General features: G+C 42.2%; 19 protein-coding genes, 12 tRNA genes, 1 rRNA gene, 1 riboswitch and 1 other annotated feature. Of the genes, 10 read left to right on the forward strand and 22 right to left on the reverse strand.

Annotated elements, in window-relative coordinates; genetic code table 11:
* Positions 1–111: 111 nt before the first annotated feature.
* Together KTE19_RS08520 and KTE19_RS08525 are read right to left on the reverse strand one after the other, a co-directional pair.
* On the reverse strand, positions 112–807 hold the full coding sequence (locus KTE19_RS08520; RefSeq protein ID WP_217342084.1) for a TenA family protein: 696 nt from the start codon (positions 805–807) through the stop codon (positions 112–114).
* Between the two features lie 12 nt (positions 808–819).
* A complete protein-coding gene (locus KTE19_RS08525; protein WP_217162592.1) occupies positions 820–1,416 on the reverse strand; it encodes an ECF transporter S component in 597 nt (198 codons plus the stop codon).
* A 136-nt stretch (positions 1,417–1,552) separates the two neighbouring features.
* Positions 1,553–1,647: riboswitch (TPP riboswitch) on the reverse strand.
* Positions 1,648–1,855: 208 nt separating this feature from the next.
* Between KTE19_RS08525 and KTE19_RS08530 the strand changes: the two genes are divergently transcribed.
* Both KTE19_RS08530 and KTE19_RS08535 read left to right on the forward strand, forming a co-directional pair.
* Positions 1,856–2,332: a hypothetical protein gene (locus KTE19_RS08530; protein ID WP_217162591.1), complete on the forward strand. Its 477-nt coding sequence runs from the start codon at positions 1,856–1,858 to the stop codon at positions 2,330–2,332.
* A gap of 15 nt (positions 2,333–2,347) precedes the next feature.
* Entirely contained in the window at positions 2,348–2,671 is a 324-nt protein-coding gene (locus KTE19_RS08535; RefSeq protein WP_217342085.1) for a magnetosome magnetite crystal formation protein family, read from the forward strand.
* A 282-nt stretch (positions 2,672–2,953) separates the two neighbouring features.
* On the opposite strand, the gene KTE19_RS08540 is transcribed toward KTE19_RS08535, so the two are convergent.
* Positions 2,954–4,342: a L,D-transpeptidase family protein gene (locus tag KTE19_RS08540; RefSeq protein WP_347339410.1), complete on the reverse strand. Its 1,389-nt coding sequence runs from the start codon at positions 4,340–4,342 to the stop codon at positions 2,954–2,956.
* A gap of 227 nt (positions 4,343–4,569) precedes the next feature.
* Between KTE19_RS08540 and KTE19_RS08545 the strand changes: the two genes are divergently transcribed.
* Positions 4,570–4,998 (forward strand): GNAT family N-acetyltransferase, encoded by a 429-nt coding sequence (locus KTE19_RS08545; RefSeq protein ID WP_217162589.1) that lies wholly within the window; start codon positions 4,570–4,572, stop codon positions 4,996–4,998.
* A gap of 345 nt (positions 4,999–5,343) precedes the next feature.
* On the opposite strand, the gene KTE19_RS08550 is transcribed toward KTE19_RS08545, so the two are convergent.
* Together KTE19_RS08550 and KTE19_RS08555 are read right to left on the reverse strand one after the other, a co-directional pair.
* Positions 5,344–6,687 carry a PFL family protein gene (locus KTE19_RS08550; protein WP_217162587.1) on the reverse strand — a complete coding sequence of 448 codons (1,344 nt, stop codon included), beginning with the start codon at positions 6,685–6,687 and terminating at the stop codon, positions 5,344–5,346.
* Between the two features lie 9 nt (positions 6,688–6,696).
* Positions 6,697–6,966 carry an ACT domain-containing protein gene (locus KTE19_RS08555; protein WP_054747686.1) on the reverse strand — a complete coding sequence of 90 codons (270 nt, stop codon included), beginning with the start codon at positions 6,964–6,966 and terminating at the stop codon, positions 6,697–6,699.
* A gap of 238 nt (positions 6,967–7,204) precedes the next feature.
* Between KTE19_RS08555 and KTE19_RS08560 the strand changes: the two genes are divergently transcribed.
* The 5 genes from KTE19_RS08560 to KTE19_RS08580 all read left to right on the forward strand — a co-directional run bounded on the left by KTE19_RS08560 (position 7,205) and on the right by KTE19_RS08580 (position 12,650).
* Positions 7,205–7,771 (forward strand): sugar O-acetyltransferase, encoded by a 567-nt coding sequence (locus tag KTE19_RS08560; protein WP_217342086.1) that lies wholly within the window; start codon positions 7,205–7,207, stop codon positions 7,769–7,771.
* 66 nt (positions 7,772–7,837) lie between these two features.
* Positions 7,838–8,074: a binding site (T-box leader), on the forward strand.
* 281 nt (positions 8,075–8,355) lie between these two features.
* Entirely contained in the window at positions 8,356–9,183 is an 828-nt protein-coding gene (locus tag KTE19_RS08565; RefSeq protein WP_217162585.1) for a 2-keto-4-pentenoate hydratase, read from the forward strand.
* Positions 9,184–9,889: 706 nt separating this feature from the next.
* Positions 9,890–11,182 (forward strand): Y-family DNA polymerase, encoded by a 1,293-nt coding sequence (locus KTE19_RS08570; protein ID WP_217342087.1) that lies wholly within the window; start codon positions 9,890–9,892, stop codon positions 11,180–11,182.
* A gap of 18 nt (positions 11,183–11,200) precedes the next feature.
* Positions 11,201–11,521 (forward strand): hypothetical protein, encoded by a 321-nt coding sequence (locus KTE19_RS08575; protein WP_217162581.1) that lies wholly within the window; start codon positions 11,201–11,203, stop codon positions 11,519–11,521.
* 76 nt (positions 11,522–11,597) lie between these two features.
* Entirely contained in the window at positions 11,598–12,650 is a 1,053-nt protein-coding gene (locus KTE19_RS08580; RefSeq protein WP_217342088.1) for a matrixin family metalloprotease, read from the forward strand.
* Positions 12,651–12,780: 130 nt separating this feature from the next.
* Here the strand turns inward: KTE19_RS08580 and KTE19_RS08585 are convergent, their stop codons facing one another.
* The 4 genes from KTE19_RS08585 to KTE19_RS08600 are packed head-to-tail and all read right to left on the reverse strand — an operon-like array spanning position 12,781 to position 16,508.
* Entirely contained in the window at positions 12,781–13,950 is a 1,170-nt protein-coding gene (locus KTE19_RS08585) for a pyridoxal phosphate-dependent aminotransferase (RefSeq protein WP_217162577.1), read from the reverse strand.
* 24 nt (positions 13,951–13,974) lie between these two features.
* Complete coding sequence (locus KTE19_RS08590; RefSeq protein ID WP_217342089.1) at positions 13,975–14,637, reverse strand: methionine ABC transporter permease; 663 nt, start codon at positions 14,635–14,637, stop codon at positions 13,975–13,977.
* Entirely contained in the window at positions 14,634–15,656 is a 1,023-nt protein-coding gene (locus KTE19_RS08595) for a methionine ABC transporter ATP-binding protein (RefSeq protein ID WP_218043450.1), read from the reverse strand. Before KTE19_RS08595 ends, KTE19_RS08590 begins: the two co-directional genes overlap by 4 nt.
* Before the next feature lie 12 nt (positions 15,657–15,668).
* The gene (locus KTE19_RS08600) at positions 15,669–16,508 is read right to left on the reverse strand and encodes a MetQ/NlpA family ABC transporter substrate-binding protein (RefSeq protein ID WP_217162573.1); all 840 of its coding nucleotides are present in this window, start codon (positions 16,506–16,508) and stop codon (positions 15,669–15,671) included.
* A 627-nt stretch (positions 16,509–17,135) separates the two neighbouring features.
* On the opposite strand from KTE19_RS08600, the gene KTE19_RS08605 reads away from it, so the two are divergent.
* Together KTE19_RS08605 and KTE19_RS08610 are read left to right on the forward strand one after the other, a co-directional pair.
* Entirely contained in the window at positions 17,136–19,283 is a 2,148-nt protein-coding gene (locus KTE19_RS08605; protein ID WP_217342090.1) for an amino acid ABC transporter substrate-binding protein/permease, read from the forward strand.
* On the forward strand, positions 19,280–20,017 hold the full coding sequence (locus KTE19_RS08610; protein WP_217162569.1) for an amino acid ABC transporter ATP-binding protein: 738 nt from the start codon (positions 19,280–19,282) through the stop codon (positions 20,015–20,017). Before KTE19_RS08605 ends, KTE19_RS08610 begins: the two co-directional genes overlap by 4 nt.
* A gap of 503 nt (positions 20,018–20,520) precedes the next feature.
* On the opposite strand, the gene KTE19_RS08615 is transcribed toward KTE19_RS08610, so the two are convergent.
* From KTE19_RS08615 to rrf, 13 genes are all read right to left on the reverse strand, one after another.
* Positions 20,521–20,606, reverse strand: a tRNA-Leu gene (locus KTE19_RS08615).
* A 44-nt stretch (positions 20,607–20,650) separates the two neighbouring features.
* A tRNA-Cys gene (locus tag KTE19_RS08620) sits at positions 20,651–20,721 on the reverse strand.
* A 19-nt stretch (positions 20,722–20,740) separates the two neighbouring features.
* Positions 20,741–20,812: transfer RNA gene (locus KTE19_RS08625), tRNA-Gln, on the reverse strand.
* 7 nt (positions 20,813–20,819) lie between these two features.
* Positions 20,820–20,892: transfer RNA gene (locus KTE19_RS08630), tRNA-His, on the reverse strand.
* Positions 20,893–20,906: 14 nt separating this feature from the next.
* Positions 20,907–20,977 (reverse strand) — tRNA-Trp (locus tag KTE19_RS08635).
* A 4-nt stretch (positions 20,978–20,981) separates the two neighbouring features.
* A tRNA-Tyr gene (locus tag KTE19_RS08640) sits at positions 20,982–21,064 on the reverse strand.
* Positions 21,065–21,069: 5 nt separating this feature from the next.
* Positions 21,070–21,142, reverse strand: a tRNA-Phe gene (locus KTE19_RS08645).
* A 58-nt stretch (positions 21,143–21,200) separates the two neighbouring features.
* Positions 21,201–21,275: transfer RNA gene (locus KTE19_RS08650), tRNA-Asp, on the reverse strand.
* Positions 21,276–21,291: 16 nt separating this feature from the next.
* Positions 21,292–21,364: transfer RNA gene (locus KTE19_RS08655), tRNA-Val, on the reverse strand.
* Positions 21,365–21,366: 2 nt separating this feature from the next.
* Positions 21,367–21,438 (reverse strand) — tRNA-Glu (locus KTE19_RS08660).
* Positions 21,439–21,457: 19 nt separating this feature from the next.
* Positions 21,458–21,549, reverse strand: a tRNA-Ser gene (locus KTE19_RS08665).
* Positions 21,550–21,562: 13 nt separating this feature from the next.
* Positions 21,563–21,635: transfer RNA gene (locus KTE19_RS08670), tRNA-Asn, on the reverse strand.
* Between the two features lie 5 nt (positions 21,636–21,640).
* Positions 21,641–21,751, reverse strand: a 5S ribosomal RNA gene (gene rrf, locus KTE19_RS08675); the annotation flags it as partial.

The raw sequence follows: 21,751 nt of genomic DNA on the forward strand, positions 1-21,751 counted from the left end.
AATCACCTCATACTTAATTAATAATTCTATGGTACTCAAAAAGACGTCTACGAAGTAGACGTCCAGTTATTTAATGCTTACTTTTTATCCCAGTCTCGCGAGTTTAAATCATTATCTCAATGGCCGAGCAACTTTTTCTTGTTCTTGATCCAGTAACCATTGCTCATGGATCACGCACATATTCCAATATTGCAATTCGTATTCGCTACTGTATTGAAATGCCAGCCGCATTTTCTCGCGGCCCTTATCGTCCGTATTCTCTGCCAGATCATCAGTTAAATTGAGCATTTGCTGATTAACCGAGCCAAATTCTTCCGATGCACAAAAATCAATAAAATCTTTGTAGACTGGCTTAGTATTAAATCCTTTTTCAGCAATTTTACGAAACATCTCTGTATAGGTCCAATAACAGGGAACCAAGCTGGCCTCTCCAGCATCAATACCTTGCTGTTCAAATTGATAATACATGTTAGTAATATAAGCATATGCCGTTGGCGCAACCGGCACCGAATCGATTTCTGTTTGTGTCAAGTTCAATTCATCATAAATTGGGCTGTGCTCGCTAATCTCGTTACAAACATCAACTAAGTGGGCTAACGAATCAGCGTGGGCTCGATTCGTCATTTTAGCCGCAATTTTTTGATGAAGGTCATAAAAAGCGACACAATATTTATTATCCTGAATAAAGTAATAACGAAATGCTTCTGGGGCCAAGGTACCATCTGTCAAACCCGTGATGAATGGACAATCAAAAATTTGTTGCCAAACTGAATTGTTTTCTTGTCGTAACTGCGTTGTAAATTTCATCCTTTTCCTCCGTTATTTGCTTAATTTACTGACATTGTTGAGTTGCAGCTTATCAAATACCCGATCAAAATTAAGGGTAATCAATTTCACCAAAACACCATCAAATACCAGGCTTGAAACCGTCGAAATCATAAACAGTGCAATAATCATCCCAGTCCCATAATGACTATATCCAGAAGTGAGGAAGCTGTAGCCAAAGCCTAGTAGGTTAGCGCCAAAAGCCCCCAACAAGCAGCTTGTCCACGAAAACTTCTGATAGCCATGCGGGAAAAAGCCAAGTTCATTGCCGACACCTTGCAAAAAGCCGACGACAACAGTCATAATGCCCCATTGAGCACCAAAGAACATTTCAACAACCGCAGCAAGTGTTTCGCCAATAATTCCGGCGCCGACCGTTGGAACAAAATAAAGACACAAAGGTGCAGAGATGTACCATAAACCAGAATACAAGCCATCGACAAATGGGCTTAACCCAGTTGGGGTCAGCGCAATTTTGGTCACATTGTACAAGGTGTCAACGCCGTAAAAATAAATTGCCCCACAGACAATCCCAATCAAAGTCACCGTAATAATCTGTCTAACGTCCCAGTGTGGTGATCGAATGTTCATCAAATATCCGCCTCGTTTCACTATTCTAAATTCTAACGTACCAACCAAACCGATTCTTCAGCTTACTTTATCTTTCCATTAAAAAAAGGACCTCCTCTACAAAAAGAGCGGTCCTTAGCCATGCAAAAATCGTCACAAATTGACTAATTGGTCTTCCTACGTCAGTACTAACTGATTCAGGTTCCATGGGTATTTCTCAGCCGGACTTATCCAGCACCCCAGACCACAGATTAAATTATTTGATCAAGGCCATTAAACACCCAACTAACACCGACTGTCAATCATTTTTTGAAATTCTTTTATTTGGAAGTCTTACCAATAAGCAACTCAATTTGACAATTTAGCCCGTTTAACGTTATAGTTTTTAAAGTTATCTAAGCTCAAATCTGATCACTGATTCTAATTACCCTTTCGAATTTTTCTGTTAGGAGCACTCACCTTGAAAAAACTCATTAAGCTCGCTTTAACCATTTTAGCCGGCGTCGCACTTGCCGCTACCAGTATCCAAGCGTCACCTATCTCAGCCCAAGCCGCAGATACTTACTACAAAGTTGGGAAGATCCATAACTACACCCCCTCAAGTTGGCGTGGGAACTGGTATTCATACGTTGATGGCAAAATGTGTGTCACCCATATCAATCAATACTCAGTTACCCAATCTTATAAAGGAAAGTCCCATACCCTCTTTAAAAGCACTTGGAAAGGTTATAAAAAATTAGCAGTCGCCAAAATCCAAGGCAGCAGTCGTTACACGTTTAACGCCTACGCTCAGCACGGTTATCAGAGCGACAGAGGCTGGGGAATCACTCATCGGACCATTAATGATCAACGGCTCACCGTACTGAGAGACTACTCGGCAATGGGTTCCTACGTTGACCTTTTCAGAGCGCCAGTTTACAAGTCGTATTCAAAATAAACGAGAGGAATTGACATGTCAGAAAACAAAGTTGTTAATGCATTATCATATTTGTCGATCGTCTTCGCCCCGTTCATCTTTCCATTCATTGTCTGGTTGATCAGTAAGGATAACCAAAACATGCATGAAACGGCAAAGCACGCCTCTTTATTGCATTTGATTCCAGTCGTATTATCAACACTCACATTTATGCTGGTGGGCATTATGGCAATTACGGTGGGCGATCAAACCCGATCTATCGCAATCCTATTCATTGTCCTGGTGGGGCTAGTCATCATTGTGGATATCGCAATGTTTATTTATAACTTGTATTTAGGAATTAAAATCTTAGTAAAATAATTCAGGTTGATGAAGATCTAAGGCATAGGTGCTCGCAAGCTGTTACCTATGATGCAAACAGCCCCAGTTAGAAGCTGACTTTTATCAGTTTTTGACCGGGGCTAATTTTAAATTATTTAGAATTCAATTGTGATAGCGCCGAAACATGTCCCAAATCGATGTCCAACCATAAGAGCCACCATCCAAACATTTAAAAATCAGAATGTCTGAATGGCGGCTTTTATTTTGAGAACGAACCACTTGATCCTCACCCTTTTGAGGCTGCATCAAACGCTTGGCACATTAATAATAAATAAAGACTGGCTCATTCGTCTGAGTGTACTTCCAAACAGTTGGCATTCTTGATGGCGGATTATTCAAACAGCCGTGAGAATGATACTGCGCACGGGCACTTGGATTACCGTATACTGATGCTGGCTGCCATGGAGAATCATGCATCCCCACACCTGAATTCGTCAAAGGCTCCCAGTAACTGACCTTTGAAGCATACTTCGAGCCATTATCATTCTTACCCTTGAGCGTTGTATTTCGTTGCTTATACATGATGTAATAAGCGCCCTGCGGTGTTTTGTTACCACCGGTAATTGTTCCAGACATGACGGGGACTGTCGTGATCAACTGGCCGTTGTAATAAATGTATTCTTTCAAATTCTTCAAGTCAATCGCAACATACGTCTTACCCGCGCCTTTAACCCCATAGCCGGTTCCAAGTGCATAGTGACTTAACTTCATCGTTGCTTTCCGACCATTTTGAAGGTTCTTCATCACGTTCTTCGTCAATGCCTTTTGATTGACCCGCCAACCATAAGTCCCGCCTGGCACCTTGACTTTAGTTCCCTGGTGAGTGGTGATTTTAACTGATTTACCGAGGGTATCAACTTTATTCGCAAATTTGGCAACCCATGATTTAATCTTGGTCGAATCAAACTTGTAATCCCCATTTTCAGTTGGATAACCATTCGCTACCCAATTTTTCGCCTTAAACTGATAAGTCTTGTTATAGGTCGCAAGGGTCACGGTATTATCCAAAATCTTTTGTAAATGCTTTTTCTGATTGGCAATAGCAGTACTATTGGGTGTTGCATAGGTGTCCTTGGTCATCTTGACGGAAATCAACAGATTATTCTTGGCTTGATTCTTAAATGCCGCGATCATTTTGTTCTTATCAAGACTATTTCCCGCCTTACCTGCTTTAACAACCATTTTACCATTCTTTAAAAGAACTTTGGAATCAGTCGTTTTCACCCGGGTACGATTAATTTGATCAATTCGTTGTTCAAATTTAGGCAGGAGCACGTTTAATCGGTAAGCCCGTTGTTTCGCAGACACATCCGATTTAACACTCATATTTTTCACAGCAACCATGCTCATTGAATTACGATTTTTAAATAATTGCTTAACATCGCTTGAATTAACTTTGATTCTAGAATCTTTGACGACAAGATAATTGCCATCCTCATCAATGTGAGAATTATTCAACTTCTTTGTTGCCTGAGCAACCGTTAACCCGGACACACTGATGTCATTAATTTTGGCAAATTTAAAGTGATTTTGAAAATAAATGTGCGACCCAATAAAACCGCCTAGAATCACGAGCAGGATTCCAATTAGAATTCGCTTCAGGCGTGGACTTTTTTTATCTTTCTTGTACTTTTCTTTTCGTGATATCACTGCTGCCTACCCCCTAAGCAAGTTAATTTCAGTTTTATTTTACGAACTTCCGCGAGAACATGCTACTAATTACCTTCCAGCCCTGAATATTTAACCAAATCTTCAGGTTTAAGCCGCAGTTGCGAAACGTTACTTATTAATGTTACCATCTTATCATTTCAATTTCAGTTTTCTTTGCAAATTCGTTATAATAATTTTCATAATTAGTCATTCTTAAGGAGAAAATAATGAGATTATTTGTAGAAAGTTCCAAACCCATCAGAGCCGCCGCAACTTACATCCGGATGTCAGTTTTCGTTTTAGAGCGGGGAATCGCCCTAACCGATGAGTTTGATGATAAAGATTCCGAAGAAATGATCTACGCCGTTTTATTTAAGGGTAACCAGCCAGTCGCAACGTGTCGTTTCGAAAGTCCCAAACCTGACACTTTAAAAATTGGCCGCGTGGCAACTCTAAAAGATTATCGGGGTCAGGGTTATGGCCGCCAAGTCATTACGGCAATGGAAACCAAAGCGAAGGAAGTTGGGATGGTCCATTCGATCATCCATAGCGAACTTACAGCCCAAGGGTTCTACGAGAAAATGGGCTACCATGTGGCTTCAAATACTTTTATGGAGGATGGGGTACCTTGTGTGGTGGTGAAGAAAGAACTGTGAGTATAACGCTCATCACAACTGCTGATCACAGGAATAGATCTGGGCAACAGACGATTTGTTTCCAGAATTTAAGCTCAAAAAAAGCAATGTATTCCAAAACCGAATGCATTGCTTTTCTGGCTTAAATGGCGAGGATCAGCCGTTTGTCGCAAGTTTTGTCAATATAAGAATGAAAAACAAAGCTGTATTTATAAGCACTTTGCCGACCAATGTCTCAGCTTTTTCACTTGGTCCCTTTGATCAACATCTCCATCTCTTTGTATCCTTGAATAGTCGACAAATCAGCAGCCGTTAAGTTACTACCCATCGTAAATTGATATGCTACCTAACAGGACCCTGCACCTACTAGTTTTTAAACGAATGAATTGGCGCTGGAATCCGGCCGCCCCGATTGACGAATTGAGCTGGACTATTCGTATTAACCGGCATTACGGGTGCGTAGCCAAAAATACCACCAAAGTCAATTTGTTCGCCAACCTTCTTGCCAGTCGCCGGAATCACCCGAACCGCGGTTGTCTTGTTGTTAATAACCCCAATAGCGGCTTCATCAGCGATCATGCCGCTAATGGTTTCAGCTGGTGTATCGCCCGGTACCGCGATCATATCCAACCCAACTGAACAAACCGCCGTCATTGCTTCTAATTTCTCGAGATTTAAGTTGCCATGTTCAACAGCTTTAATCATGCCGCTGTCTTCAGATACTGGAATAAAAGCGCCTGACAAGCCACCAACGTGTTCGCAGGCCATGACGCCACCCTTCTTAACCGCATCGTTTAACAAGGCTAAAGCGGCGGTTGTTCCCGGTGCCCCAACACTTTGTAACCCAATTTCTTCCAGGATTTCAGCAACTGAATCGCCTTGGCTTGGAGTCGGTGCCAGCGAGAGATCAACAATGCCAAACGGCACATTGAGCGCTTTAGCAGCTACATTCCCCACAAATTGACCCATTCTTGTGACTTTGAATGCGGTCTTTTTAATTGTCTCAGAAACGAGATCAATTGACTCGCCCTTCACCTTTTCCAGTGCGCGTTTAACGACTCCTGGGCCACTAATTCCGACATTAATCACCTTGTCGGCTTCACCAACGCCATGAAAGGCACCAGCCATGAACGGATTGTCCTCAACAGCGTTCGCAAAGACCACCAAACTCATGCAACTAACCGGATCAATTGCCGCCAGATCTTTAACCACTCGCCCCATTTGTTTAACAGCGTCCATATTAATTCCTGCCCGGGTTGAGCCCACGTTAACCGAACCACAGACCCGTTTTGTTTCACTCAGTGCTTGAGGAATTGAGGCAATCAGCTTCTTGTCACCGGTTTGATAACCCTTTTGAACCAATGCAGAGAAACCACCAATCAAATCGACGCCCAGAACTTCGGCAGCCTTTTCCATCGTCTTAGCGTATGCAACATAGTTATCATCATGGCAAGCGGCTGCGATCATCGAAATTGGCGTGACCGAAATTCGTTTGTTCACAATTGGAATCCCATACTCAGACTCAATTTGATCAGCGACTTTCACCAAATCTTTCGCACTGGTCGTTAATTTATCGTAAATCTTTCGGCGGGCCTTATCCCCGTCACTGTCAATACAGTCAAACAGTGAAATTCCCATTGTAATGGTTCGAATATCCAATTTTTCTTCAGAGATCATCTGAATCGTATCTAAAATTTGTTTGGTTTCCATTGTGACCTCCTAGAGCTTTTGAATGGCATCAAATAATTCTTGTCGTTGAATATGAATATCCAGGCCAGTTTCCTTGCCTAATGATTCAAGGCCCTCTTTAACCGTCTCAAAATTAACGGCCGAGTCATCCCATTCCCCCATTAACATCATGGTGAAGTCGCCATGCATTAATGTTTGCGAAATATCAGTAATATTTACCTTTAATTCTGCTAATTTTTGGGAAACTTTTGCAACAATTCCAACTTGATCATGCCCAATTACTGTAACGACTGCTTTCATTGATATCTTTCCTTTCGTTTAAGCGACAATGAAGTGACTAAAGTATATGTAACCTGAAATCAGCGATTATCCTTGCCAACGCGTCTGTTAGGCAACCAGCTCTTCTCACTATTCTACCCGATATCCCTCAGGCCATCAATTTGTTTTTCAATTGGTCCTAACAAATCTTCATAAACATGATTTATACTGATAAAAAAATGATATACTTTTATTAATTTAGTAAAAAGGTGGTGCCGTAATGGCAACTGAGAAAGAGAAGTTTTTGGCAGGCGAGCCTTATCTCGTCATGGATCCCGAGCTTACTGCAGATGAAACCAAGGCGCGGCGGCTTTGTAAAATGATGAATGAACTCGACGACACAGCCAGTGCTGAAAAAGAACAATTGATTCGGAAATTATTTGGTTCAGTTGGCAAGAGCCCATGGATTCAACCTAATTTCAGGTGTGACTTTGGTTATAATATTCATGTCGGCGACAACTTTATTTGTAACTATGATAACGTCATTTTGGATATTGCCCCCGTCACAATTGGTAATCACTGCATGATGGCGCCTCACGTTCAGATTTATTCAGCTTATCATCCCCTTGATCCAGTTGAGCGTGCTCAATTTGTTGGTTTGGGTAAGCCGGTCACAATTGGCGACGATGTTTGGATCGGTGGCAACTCTGTCATTCTTCCCGGCGTTACCCTTGGCAATAACGTCATCGTTGGCGCAAACTCCACTGTTACCAAATCATTTGGTGACAATGTGATTATTGCTGGCAACCCTGCCCGCGTTTTACGAGAAAATCCCGTTAAAGAATAATTTTTAAAATGAGTGTTGACAATCAGATATCAGGGTGTAAGTTATTACCAATCATTAAATTCAAATTAAAAAGCAATGAAGGGAAAATTCATTTAACCGTTGCGATCAGAGAGTTGCTGGTTGGTGTGAAGCAATTCGCAATCTTAAATGATTATCATCTCTGAGCTGTGCGACCAAATGATTAAGTAGGTCACATTGGGTACACCCATTATTGTGTCAGCGTATCGCGAAAGCTGTACGTGTGAGGTAATTCTAGCGATAGGATTACGAATTAAGGTGGTACCGCGCATAAGCGTCCTTTTAATTATCCGTTAATGGATAATTGAGGACGCTTTTTCCTTTGGATTTAATGCCCATTTATTTTATGAAAGGTGGTGAGGACAGATGAAATCGGAGATTAGCACCTCTAACGAAAATCCAGGTCAGATTAGTAACTTAGAGCGCCAAGTTTATTCCCATCGTTTTAACGACATAGCAACATCCCACATAGCATTACTTAACATAGCAACATACACATATTTCACGTCACTTGTTTGTCCCCACTTAATAAGTAAGGGAGCGAGGACAGACTTAATATAAATTTTATGGAGGTCACGCTTATGACAGAACAAGTAACTATGACATTATCAGCAAAAGAAACTAAATTAGCAAAAGATTTATTCCACGCTTATCAAACCCATCAACCATTAAAAGAATCTGACTATGATGGCGTTGTCACTGATGAGGATTCAGCATACCGAGTGCAAAAGAAGTTAACAGCGTTAAAAAACGAAACGGTCGGTGGTTATAAAGTTTCGTTAACTAGTAAGCAAACGCAAGATATGTTTGATTCTGATTCACCACTATATGGCGCCCAAGTCAAGAGCCATTTTGTTCAATCCCCTGTCACACTACATAGGGCTGAATTAATGGAACCACTCGCTGAAGTTGAAATGTTGTTCACGGCTAAAGAGGACCTTAGCAGTAAAGATTCTTTAGAAGATTTACTACACAAAACGAAAGTCGCTGCAGCTGTTGAGGTTCCTGATTCACGCTTTAGTGACTGGTTCCCAAGCCTATCCAAATATATGGTCATGTCTGATGCAGCCGTCGGTGGCTTCGTTGTTTATGGTCAAGAAATGGATGCTGATTTATTATTTGATAACGTCGACGATTTAGCCAATGTTAAATGTGAATTATTCCATGATGGTAAAAAGTTAAAGGACGGCGCGTCATCAGAAGTCCTTGGCAATCCATTAAATTCACTCCATTGGCTGGTTGAAAAGCTTGAATCACAAGGCATGCCACTTACTGCCGGTCAACGCGTATCCAGTGGTACCTTCCTCCTACCAGAGAATCTTACTAAGGGCACTTGGAAAGCAACCTTTGACAAGGGACTTGGAGCCGTGTTCTTGAACGTTACTGACGACTAGTTCCAAAATTGATGATATTCATTATTACTGCTACAACTTAAAATTGATTGATAATTGATAAAAATGAAATGATTGACCACCTGCGGGACGAGAACTGCGGGTGGCTTTTTTTGGGCTTCTGAGGCTGAATTAGGGGGCTTATATACCACCATAAGCCGCCTAAAAAGATCTCCGACAATCTCATATTTATTTTTTAGGCAACATAGATTAGGACCGCTCCTCCAAACAGAGATCTGCATGTAAGCACCTCAAATAAAAATCCCCAAAACCGGGATTTCTATTCGAGGAGACTTACACTCCGATCTCTAACCGCTTGGATCCGCTCACTTTTTTAGGACCGCTCCTCCAAACAGAAACCTACTAGCTCAACCCTTTAAATTAAGTACTTCTCCACTATATGGAGTAATAGTGCTCCGCAAAGCAAAAACTTCCACCTAAGCACATTCTGCAAAAATCCCAGAATCGGAGATTTCTGCAGAAGGCGCCTTAGGTTCCAGTTTCTAGGCAGCATAGACTAGGACTGCTCCTCCAAGCAGAAACCTACACATAAGCACCCTATTCCCAAATTCTCAAAACCAGAATTTGGGAATAGGGAGACTTATGCTCCGGTTTCTAACCGCTTGGATCCGCTCACTTTTTTTCTTGACAACGCAAACAAATGTTCGTATTATTTAGTTACTCCTACAAATATCCGAAGGTGAGTCACATGCAGACACCTCTTGATAACTCAAATATTCTTCCTATTCACGACATTATGTGCATCGATTGTAAGTCCTTCTTTGCGTCCACCGAGGCAATTAAGCGTGGCGTTCATCCCCTTGCCGCCAAGATTGCCGTCATGAGCCGTGAGGAGTCCTCCGGCGGCCTGATTCTTGCCGCCAGTCCCTACTCTAAGCAAAACTATGGCGTTAAATTAGGTTCACGGAGATTTGAAATTAACGATCACATGGATATCGAAATGGTTGAACCTCATATGGCAGATTACGTTGCCCTTAATTACCGAATTAACTTAATCTATCGGCATTTTACCGATGATAAGGATTGGTATCCCTACTCTATTGATGAAAGCTTTATTGATGTTAGCCACAGTCACAAATTATTTGGTAACAACATTCAAATTGCTAAAAAAATTCAGGAACGTGTCTTTCGAGAGACCGGGATTATCACAACAGTGGGGATTGGCCAAAATCCACTCCTTGCTAAATTAGCTCTCGATAACGCTGCGAAGAAAAAAGAACCTTGGCTGGCAACCTGGAACTACGATGATGTCCCCAACACCGTTTGGAAAATTCCTAACTTGGCAGATATGTGGGGAATTGGCAGCCACACAGCCGCCAAATTAAATTACATGGGGATTTATACCGTCAAAGAACTGGCCCATGCAGACGTTAAAGAGCTCAAAAAGAAGTTTGGCATCATGGGCGAACAGTTGTACTACCATGCTTGGGGAATTGATTATTCAGAGATTGAGAAAAAATACCTCCCTCGTTCTGATAACAAGGGTTACGGCAACTCGCAGATTTTGATGCGGGATTATACTGAATTATCGGAGCTCCTAACCGTTCTCAGTGAAACGGCCGATCAAGTCGCCACCCGCCTGCGCAAGAATGACGTTGTCGCAGAAGTTGTAGGCATTTATATTGGCATGGCCACTACCGATAAACAGGGTCGCACTCACTTTTCAGCTCAAATGCACATTGAGGCTACCAACTCCACTGACAGTATTGCATTTGCGGTTCGTTACTTACTGAAATCAAAGTGGGATGGCAGCGCCGTTCGCTCAGTTGGAGTCAGATGCAATCGAATTTCCAAGAAACGGCAAACGCAATTTAATATTTTTGAAGATCCTACCCAAACGTTAGATCACGAAAAATTAGAGTACATCATTGATGCAATTCGAAAAAAGTACGGCTATAAAGCACTAATTCGAGCATCGTCTAAAACAAAGGGCGGTATTGCCATCGATCGCGCTGGCTTAGTTGGCGGTCATCAAGCTTAGGATTGAAGGTGATTAAAGATGTTGGCAGAATCAAGAAAGTTAATCAACGTATATCATCACTATTTTAAAAGGCTCCCACGAAATCTTTATTGGCTGGTCATTGTGAATAATCATTTCAATGATAAATATTATTTCTTCCTATATAATCGCAAAATTGGCACGGAATTGCTGCATTCTCATGAACTACTGGCATTAGTCCATGATGAGGCCAAATACAAACAAGTTTTAGCTGATCTAAAGGCAGAAAGTAATCTCAGAATCGAGTATCGGGATACGTCACATCTCGTGGAACCAACCGCAGAAATTACGACGGATAAGGTACATGGGCATAATTACTAATCCTCATAAGCGCTTTGGCGATATAATTATGATATATTTATTAATAATGCTTGAGCATTTGAAAGGAGCCGCGTTTATGACGTGTTTCAAAAATCAATTCCTATTACTAATTGCTGCCTTTTCATTTGGGGCCCTCCTCACTTCGCAAGCCACAACAACTGTGGATGCAAAGGCACAGTCCGCAAAAGTTATCAGCGAAAAGAAAATGCCCGTTAAGGCTTATCACGCTCACAAAGGTTACATTTACAGCAACGCAACATTAACCAAAATCAAACATAACGCCAAAAATTATCCCCGAACAACCTTCTACGCACAAAAACGAGTCACTGTTAAGCAGGCTAACGGGAAAAAGGCCGTTTACTACTACGTTAATAATCGCTCAAAAAGTGTCCGGGGATACATTTGGCATGGTTATCTTAAATCAATTTCGACAACATCGGCGACTAAAGCAAAACCGATGTCCCAAAAATCTCTCGTTAAGCTCATCAATGAGGCCCCAGATATGAATCCAGATAGTCAAATTCGGAGTCTCAAAAAGGTTAACTATGTTGACCACGAAAACGTCTTTGATCTTGGTTACAATGTGATGCATTTCTCTCCGCGCTCCATGTTTAAGAATAATCAAGCCACCGTTTATGTACCATCTGACAAACTAACCGGTTATGCGCAAAATGCCATGAATAAATGGAACGACGCTTTGGGAACCACCGTGTTCAAGATGGGGACCAAGACTAACCATACCCTGACAATTCAATTTGGTAATGGCACCAAAGAAGATTGGGATGGGCTTTATAATGGCAAGGCAATTTATGTGGATAAGTCATATTTTGCTGATCCAAAATACCCAATTGGATATATGGATGAAAAATTAGCCGCTCAGATTTCAATTGACCAATATTGGACAGGCGTTATCGCCCACGAGTTGGGACACACGCTGGGGTTGGATCACACGGGCTATCAAGAAGACTTGATGTATGCGCAAGATAGCGGCGGCAATGTCATTGCCAAATATACGTGGAAAAAGCCGGTCGTTAAATCTTCAACTGGCTTGGATGGAACAGAAATGGCAACGGTATCCGAACGTGATTTAAATCGCGCCAAGTTAACAAAAATTCTCGGGTATTGGTAATAAAATAGCGCAGATCCAAATGCGCTGCATCAAAACAATCATTTACAAAGGTCCGGTACTCAAATCCAAATCAGGAGTTTGAGTACCGGACCTTTGTATATAATCACACTCAATTGTTTGATTCTAAATTCTAAAATAAATTCAGCTTCGCAATCCGCTGACACGCCTCCGTAAGCCTAGGCTCATCGATCAACAAGCCCACTCTGACATAGCCTTCGCCGCCTTCACCAAAACCATTGCCGGGCGCAACAGCAACAGCTGCTTTATCAAGGAGCAAGGCTGCAAATGATTCACTCGTGTATCCCTTTGGCACTGGCATCCATGCATAGAAAGAGCCGCCGGAATGATAGGGTTCCCAGCCAATTGACCGAGCCGCCTTGAAGAACTGATTACGGCGCTTTTCGTAAAGGGCAACCAAATCCCGAACCGTGTGCTGATCACTATTCAAGGCTGTAATCGCAGCTTTTTGGATTGCAGGAAAGACACTGACAAATAAATGATCCTGAATTAAATTGATTGCTTCAATCATGTCAGCATTCCCTGCCGCAAACCCAATTCGCCAGCCGGCCATGTTAAATGGCTTAGAGAAGGTATAAGTTTCAATGCCGACATCTTTAGCACCCGGTGTTTGCAAGAAACTAATTGGTTTCTTCCCATCAAAGCCAATTGGCCCATAGGCAAAGTCGTGAACAACCCCAATTTTATTTTTTTGGGCAAAATCAACTGTTCGTTGGAAGAACTCAGGAGTGGCAACTGCCCCAGTCGGATTATTAGGGTAGTTCAAATACATTAACTTTGCCTTATCAACAACATTTTGATCCAGCTCAGTGTAGTCAGGCAAGAAGTTATTAGCTTCCTTTAACCTCATTAACTCCAAGTTTACCTGAGCCAACGAAACCCCCGACATATAATCCGGATAGCCAGGATCTGGCAGTAGCATCGTGTCACCAGGATTCAAAATCGCAAACGGCAACTCGACCAACCCAATCTTGGAACCGCCCAAAATGGCAATTTCCTTCTCTGGATCAAGCGAAACCCCATACTCCCGCTGATAAAAATCGGCAGCAGCTTTCTTTAATGCTGGGTCGCCACGAAACTGAGAATACTTGTGATTAGCAGGCTTGGCAGTCTCCTCCTGCATTGATTTAACGATAAAATCCGGAGTTGGTTGATCGGGATTTCCCTGTCCCAAATTGATCACATCAGCACCAGTCGCAATTTTTGCATTGACATTTTTAACCAATGTGGCAAAAAATTGTTTTGGCAAATTTTGCAATACCTTTGATTCTTCGAACTTCACAGTGATTCCTCCAATTTTTTCAGATTACCCACGGGTATAATGGACAGCTAACCAGTCGCCAATCCACTGAATAATCTGAACAATAATAACTAAGATAACAATAACACTAATCAAGACGCCGGTATCATAACGATTGTACCCAAATTGGATTGCCAAGTTACCAATCCCACCGGCACCAATCGTCCCGACCATTGCGGAATACCCAATCAAACTAATAATTGTCAGTACGATTCCCCGAATCAATGATGGCAACGCTTCGGTAAATAGAACCTCCTGAAAGATCAACCAAAAATCGGCCCCAGTTGAACGGGCTGCTTCGATAATTCCCTGATCAATCTCTGCAAACGCACTCTCAGCAATTCTGGCGAAGAACGGAACCGCAGCAACCGTGAGCGATACCGCCCCACCCATTGGGGTATAAGGATCTCCTGCCAACAGTTTAGCAAACGGAATCAAGACAACCATTAAAATCAAGAATGGCAAAGAGCGGATCGCATTAATAACGAACCCAACGACCGCATTTACAACCGGCCGCGGCGAAAATAAGCGATTGGAATAATAGTACAGGATGAGGCCAATTAAGGTGCCGAACACAATTCCAATCACGCCAGAAATCAGCACCATCTCAAAAGTTTCCCACAGAGATTGGCCTAAATTTTCTTGTAAAATTTGAATGGTTTCCTTCATCGTGACACCTCCTCGACCATATCAACTTTTTCGGTAAATAACTGAACGGCTTTTGAAATGGCATTTTGACCGCCTGTAATAAAGACTGCCAGCACACCAATGGCATTAGAGTGAATATACTCAATTCGGCCTTGAAGAATACTAATCGACACCCCAGTACGACCAGAGATTTCAGTAATCACGGGATCAAGCGAATCGTCACCCTGATATTTCAAAGTTAAAATCACGCCAGGCTGGTCCCTCAGTCGATACTTTACTTCGTCAGGCAATTGTTCATCTAAGAATCGGTTAACCAATCGTTTGGCCATATTCGATTTTGGATCGGCGAACAGCTTGTACGCGGTTGTCTGTTCAACAATCTCACCATTTTCCATGACGGCTACCCGATCAAATAAATTTTTGGCAACTTCTAATTGGTGAGTGATGAAAACAATGGTAATGTGCAACCGTTCATTAATATCTTTTAGGATCGTAATGATTTCTTCGGCTGTTTCCAAATCCAAGGCACTCGTTGCTTCGTCACAAAGCAGGATGTCAGGATCATTAGCTAACGCCCTGGCAATTCCAACCCGCTGCTTTTGTCCACCAGACAATTGCCCTGGATAATTGTCTTTGCGATCCTGAAGGCCAACCATTGATAATAATTCGATGATTTTCTCTGGTTGCTTCTTCTCGGGATAACCACCGGCACTTAGCGCAAAGGCAATATTTTGACCGATCGTCCGGTTATTAATCAAGTTAAAGTTCTGAAAAATGAACCCAATTTTCTTTCTGGATGCGGCCAACGTTTTCTTGTTGGCTTTGGTGATATCAACACCATTGACCACAACGGTTCCTTGGGTTGGCTTCTGAAGGCCATTGATTGTTCGGACCAAGGTCGACTTTCCTGCGCCAGACAGACCGACGATTCCGTATATTTCTCCATCTTCAATCTTGAGGGAAACGTCTTTAACGGCATCAATCGTTCGATTTTTCTGTTCAAATTTGACTGATACATTTGTAATTTCAATCTGACTCATGCAATCCCTCCACTAGTTCCAAGTACTTGGTTTTTGGAAATCTTTGAATTTAGAATTGGCGATCGCCTTTTTGAATTTGCTGCTGTTAAGAACTGATTTGACAGCTTTAGCAAACTTGGAATTTTTCTTGCTGGTTTGAACCACAAAAACTTCTTGGTACTCAGGCTTTAAGTTTTCCAAAACAAGGGCACTGCTTGGCTTCAACTTTGCGTTCCATGAGAAGTTACCAGGAATCAAAGCGGCGGTCACATTGCTTTGCGATTGTGGCAATTGAGCGGCGTCTAACGTCTTGAACTTAAGGTGCTTAGGATTTGAGGCAACGTCACTTAAACTGGCAGTGGCAACATTAATGCCCTTTTTAAGGGTAATCAGATGATTGGCAGCCAACAGTTGGAGTGATCGAGCCAAGTTTGACGGATCGTTGGCGATTGAAACGGTTGACCCCGCCTTTAAATCATTAATTGATTTCACTTTCTTCGAATAAATCCCCATACCCAAAGTTGGCGTCTTGCCGATCGCAGAAAGCTTCAAATGATTAGCCTTTGAGAATGTCTTTAAATAAACTGTGTGTTGGAACAAGTTGGCATCAATTTCACCGGAATTCAATGCCTTGTTCGGTTGAACATAATCATTAAATTCCTTGGTCTTAACTTGGAATCCTTTATCCTTTAATAATGGGCCAATGACATCGGTTGCCATCTCACCATAAGGTCCTGGGGCAACCCCGATCGTCACGGTTTTAACTTTATTGCTGGCTGAACCACCGGATGCAAATTTACTGATTCCAAAAATCCCAACAAATAACACGACCACAACACCTAAACCAATCAACCACTTTGTATTTCTTCTCATAATAAATGCTCCTCCTCATGTGTTTTCCAACAATCAACCATAAAAAAAGTCCTTCATCAAATTAATTTGACAAAGGACGACATAGCCGCGGTACCACCTCGTTAAGCATGACATTCACGCTCACTCATAACTTGCTGTAACGGGCAATCCCGAAGCCGGTTTACAATAATTGCTTACCCACTTAGTTAAAATTCTTAAAAGACCATATTCCCCAAAGGTTCCGACTCATCTCTCAGCGTTCGATGATTCTCTGTACTCGGTTGTTTCAGGTACTCATCTCTTAAGTTAATGGTTTACATTATGAAGAAGCGACTGCTAAATGTCAATGATTTTTTAATCTAATTTTCATTTTCAGATCGTGATAGTCGCTTAAATCACTGATATGATAGCAATTATGGCACATCTGTCATTCTACAAGAGTATACAGAATCGCTAAAATCTGGTATTATATTCACATTATTGTATTAAATGTAATGTTTTGTTACATAAGGGTGATTGGGCCAAGCAAGAATCTGCGCGCCAGTTAAACGTTTGCCATTTTCAAATTTGACGATTCAAATGAAAAACTCACGTTCTGGTTTTTATCTGTTTGGGCCCGCTCATCTACATAAACGAGGAGGATTCTTCATGAAGCAAAAGGTTTTCAAGTTTTTGGGTTGGGTTGCACTCCTGTTTGGCCTGTTTTTCTGTCTGGTCCAATCAACGGTGACTGCTCAAGCAAAGACTTATCAAATTGGAACAGATGTCACTTACCCACCATTCGAATTTGCGAACAAGCAAAATAAATACGTGGGAATTGATATCGATATTATGAACGCTGTTGCCAAAGAAGAAGGCTTCAAAGTAAATATTAAGCCGGTTGGATTTAATGCTGCCGTCCAATCAGTTCAATCAGGTCAGCTTGATGGTGTGATCGCCGGAATGACGATTACCCCTGAAAGAAAAGCCAAGTTTGACTTTGGAACCCCCTACTATAAAACTGGGGTGGTGATGGCAGTCGGCAAAAACAGTGACATTAAAAGTTTTAAGCAGCTCAAGGGTAAACGAGTTGCACTAAAGACTGGAACTGCTGCCGCAGACTATGCCAATAGCATTAAAAAGAAGTACGGCTTTAAAACCGTTACCTTCGATGATTCTAATAATATGTACGAAGATGTCACCACTGGGAATTCAGTTGCCTGTTTCGAAGATCAACCGGTAATGCAATATGGCATCAAGCAGGGACTCAAACTAAAGATTGTTTCCTCACCGGCTAATACTGGTTGGTATGGCTTTGCAGTTAAGAAGGGCCAGAATACTGAGCTTCGCAAAAAGTTCAATCAAGGGCTCAAAAAAATTCAAGCTAATGGAACTTATGACAAGATCGTTGGTAAGTACTTGGGTAACAAGACTAACCCAAAAGTGAAAGGCAAAACCTTCACGATTGGAACAAATGTCACCTTCCCACCGTTTGAATTTGCAAACAAGCATAATAAATATGTTGGTATTGATATGGATCTTATTCGAGCAATTGCCAATGAACAGGGGTTCAAAGTGAAGATTAAACCAGTTGGCTTTAACGCTGCCGTTCAAGCGGTTGAATCGGGTCAACTTGATGGTGTCATTTCTGGAATGTCAATTACCAATGAGCGAAAAGCCAAATTTGATTTTTCACAGCCCTACTTTATGTCAGGCGTTGTCATGGCCGTTGGTAAAAATAGTAAAATCACCAAGCTCTCTCAACTGAAAGGCAAGCGGGTCGCGATCAAGACAGGAACCAGCGCCGCCGATTACGCAAATAGTATTAAGAAAAAATATGGCTTCCACACAGTCACCTTCGATGATTCCAATAATATGTACCAAGATGTGACAACGGGTAATTCGTTTGCCTGCTTCGAAGATCATCCAGTTATGAAGTACGCAATCAAACAAGGAACCAAATTAAAGATTGTGACAAAACCTGCTGAAAGTGCGCCCTATGGCTTCGCAGTTAAAAAAGGTCACAATCAAGCTTTGCTAGCAGCCTTTAACACTGGTCTTAAGGATTTAAAAGCGAGTGGCACGTACGATAAAATCAAAGCCAAATACTTGGGAACTGATGATAATGGTTCGGTTGCCAAAACAGCTGCCGATGATGCAGGTTCTCGTTCATTTTTTGGGCTGATCAAGCAAAATCAAGGGGCTCTGCTTTCTGGTTTGTCAGAAACGATGTGGTTAACTGTTGTTTCAATCTTTTTCGCCACTATTTTTGGCGTGATCGTCGGTTTATTGGGGGTGGTTCCAAGTAAGTTTAGTAATGGCCTTTCATCCACATTGATTTATATTTTCCGGGGAATGCCGTTACTAGTACTCGCCTTGTTTATCTATACTGGAATTCCCAGTTTGACCGGTACAAAGATCCCTGCATTCATTGCCGGTGTTGTGACCTTGACCTTTAACGAAGGTGCCTATATTGCCGCGTTTGTTAAGGGAGGCATCGAAGCCGTTGATCCCGGACAAATGGAAGCTGCAAGAAGTTTGGGCCTGCCGTTTGGAAAATCAATGCGGCGAGTCATTTTGCCGCAAGGAATCCGGATTATGATTCCATCTTTCATTAATCAATTTATTATTACCTTGAAGGATACTTCGATTCTTTCAATTATTGGGTTACTAGAATTGACTCAAACCGGTAAGATTATTATCGCAAGAAACTTGGAAGGATTCAAAGTTTGGACGATTGTTGCCGTTATGTATTTGATCATTATTACATTACTTACCTGGCTATCGAATTGGGTACAAAGGAGAACTAAGGTATGAGTGAAAAATTAAGAGTTACGAATTTAGTCAAAACCTTTGGGACAAATAACGTCCTAAAAGGTATCAATTTAACCGTTAACGAGAATGAAGTGGTTGTGATCATTGGTCCTTCAGGTTCAGGTAAAAGTACCCTTCTCCGGGCCTTAAACCGCTTGGAAGAACCAACATCCGGCTCAATTGTGATCGATAACGTCGACATTGCCAGCAAAGGTGTTGATATCGACACGGTTCGTGAAAATATCGGCATGGTTTTTCAACATTTTAATCTGTTTAGTAACCTTTCCGTCGGCGAAAACATTATGTTGGCCCCAGTTGAATTGAAAAAGGAAACTAAGGAACAGGCTTCGGCTCAAGCAAAGAAATTGCTGAAGACAGTTGGCCTGGAAGCCAAATTTGATGCAACCGTTCAATCACTTTCAGGAGGCCAACAGCAACGAGTTGCAATTGCCCGGGCATTAGCTATGAACCCGGATATTATGCTGTTTGATGAGCCAACTTCCGCTCTTGACCCGGAGATGGTTGGCGATGTTCTTGCTGTTATGAAGGATTTGGCCAAAAAAGGAATGACGATGATCGTGGTTACCCATGAAATGGGATTTGCCAAGGAAGTGGCAGACAGAGTGGTTTTCGTTGACGATGGCCAAATCTTAGAACAAGGTACCCCTGATCAACTATTTGAGCATCCGAAAAACGAACGATTACAAGATTTCCTGAACAAGATTTTAAATGTTTAACGTTTAAATCATTAAAAGCTTGGATTGGCATTAATGTCGTCCAAGCTTTTTCTTTTGAACTGAATTGAAGCTGAGTACATATGTTAAAATGAACACAAAGATGCCATCTCAATTTTAAAGGAAGTGATTAAAATGAAGTTTCTAATTACTTGCGCAGCAGCCCTAACTCTCGGTTGTGGTGTCGCTGGAGTCAGTCATTATTGTAATAATAACTCTCATGCGCAGCAACCGACCCGAGTTGAACGTGGGTGTGGTAGTGGAATGATGAGATGATAACAGTGCCTTCAACAATTGTAATAGACCGATTTGAGAAGCCACTGGATCGTTAGAAATTAGCTTTTACTATTTACCACTCAGTGCAGCTACTGTTCTATTCAACGGTTAATGTTTATAAATAATAATTATTTCAAAATATTCATTTTTTCAAAGAAATAGTGACAAAAAAAATAGAGAAACGTTGAAAAAATATCAACGTTTCTCTTACTTTGTCAGTGGCTCTTTAATACCGGAGGTGGGGTTCGAACCCACACGTCCTTTAACGGACACTGGATTTTGAGTCCAGCGCGTCTGCCAGTTCCGCCACTCCGGCATAACAATATAATACTCTATGATTGGCCAACAATAAATGGATAAAGGCGGTAATCGGATTCGAACCGACGATGAAGGTTTTGCAGACCTCTGCCTTACCACTTGGCTATACCGCCATAACTTTGGCTAACCCAACTGGGTTAGCTGGATTCGAACCAGCGCATGACAGAGTCAAAGTCTGTTGCCTTACCACTTGGCTATAACCCAATCAAAGGGCGGTATGTGGGAATCGAACCCACGCGTGTCGGATCCACAAACCGATGTGTTAACCACTTCACCAATACCGCCATAATATTATTAACAGGGATAGTAGGAGTTGAACCCACACCGACGGTTTTGGAGACCGTAGTTCTACCATTAAACTATATCCCTATGATGGAGGGGAGTGGATTCGAACCACCGAACCCGAAGGAGCGGATTTACAGTCCGCCGCGTTTAGCCAGACTTCGCTACCCCTCCATGAATGGCGCGGGACAGAATCGAACTGCCGACACATGCAGCTTCAATGCATTGCTCTACCGACTGAGCTACCGAGCCATTTACCATCATGATAATAATACTTGTGTTGTGTATTCAATTTTCAAATACATAACAACGGTTCGTACGAGACTCGAACTCGTGATCTCCTGCGTGACAGGCAGGCGTCCTAAACCAACTAGACCAACGAACCAATGTTGCTATGAAAATGGAGGATACAGGGATCGAACCTGTGACCTCCTGCTTGTAAGGCAGATGCTCTCCCAGCTGAGCTAATCCTCCAATGACCCGTACGGGATTTGAACCCATGTTACCGCCGTGAAAGGGCGGTGTCTTAACCACTTGACCAACGGGTCATAAATTATTATTCGGTTACGGAGAGTAAGGGATTCGAACCCTTGAAACAGGCTTTTACCCGTTTACATCATTTCCAATGATGCTCCTTCGGCCAGCTCGGACAACTCTCCAATTAAATAATAACTCCGGCAGGCGGGCTCGAACCGTCGACAACCTGATTAACAGTCAGGTGCTCTACCAACTGAGCTATGCCGGAATATTGCGTGGCAACGTCCTACCCTCGCAGGGGGTGATCCCCCAACTACTCTCGGCGTGCAGAAGCTTAACTGCTGTGTTCGGCATGGGAACAGGTGTATCCTTCTGGCTATCGCC

The organism is Lentilactobacillus dabitei, from assembly GCF_019061365.1.
In the GTDB taxonomy this organism is placed as follows: domain Bacteria; phylum Bacillota; class Bacilli; order Lactobacillales; family Lactobacillaceae; genus Lentilactobacillus; species Lentilactobacillus dabitei.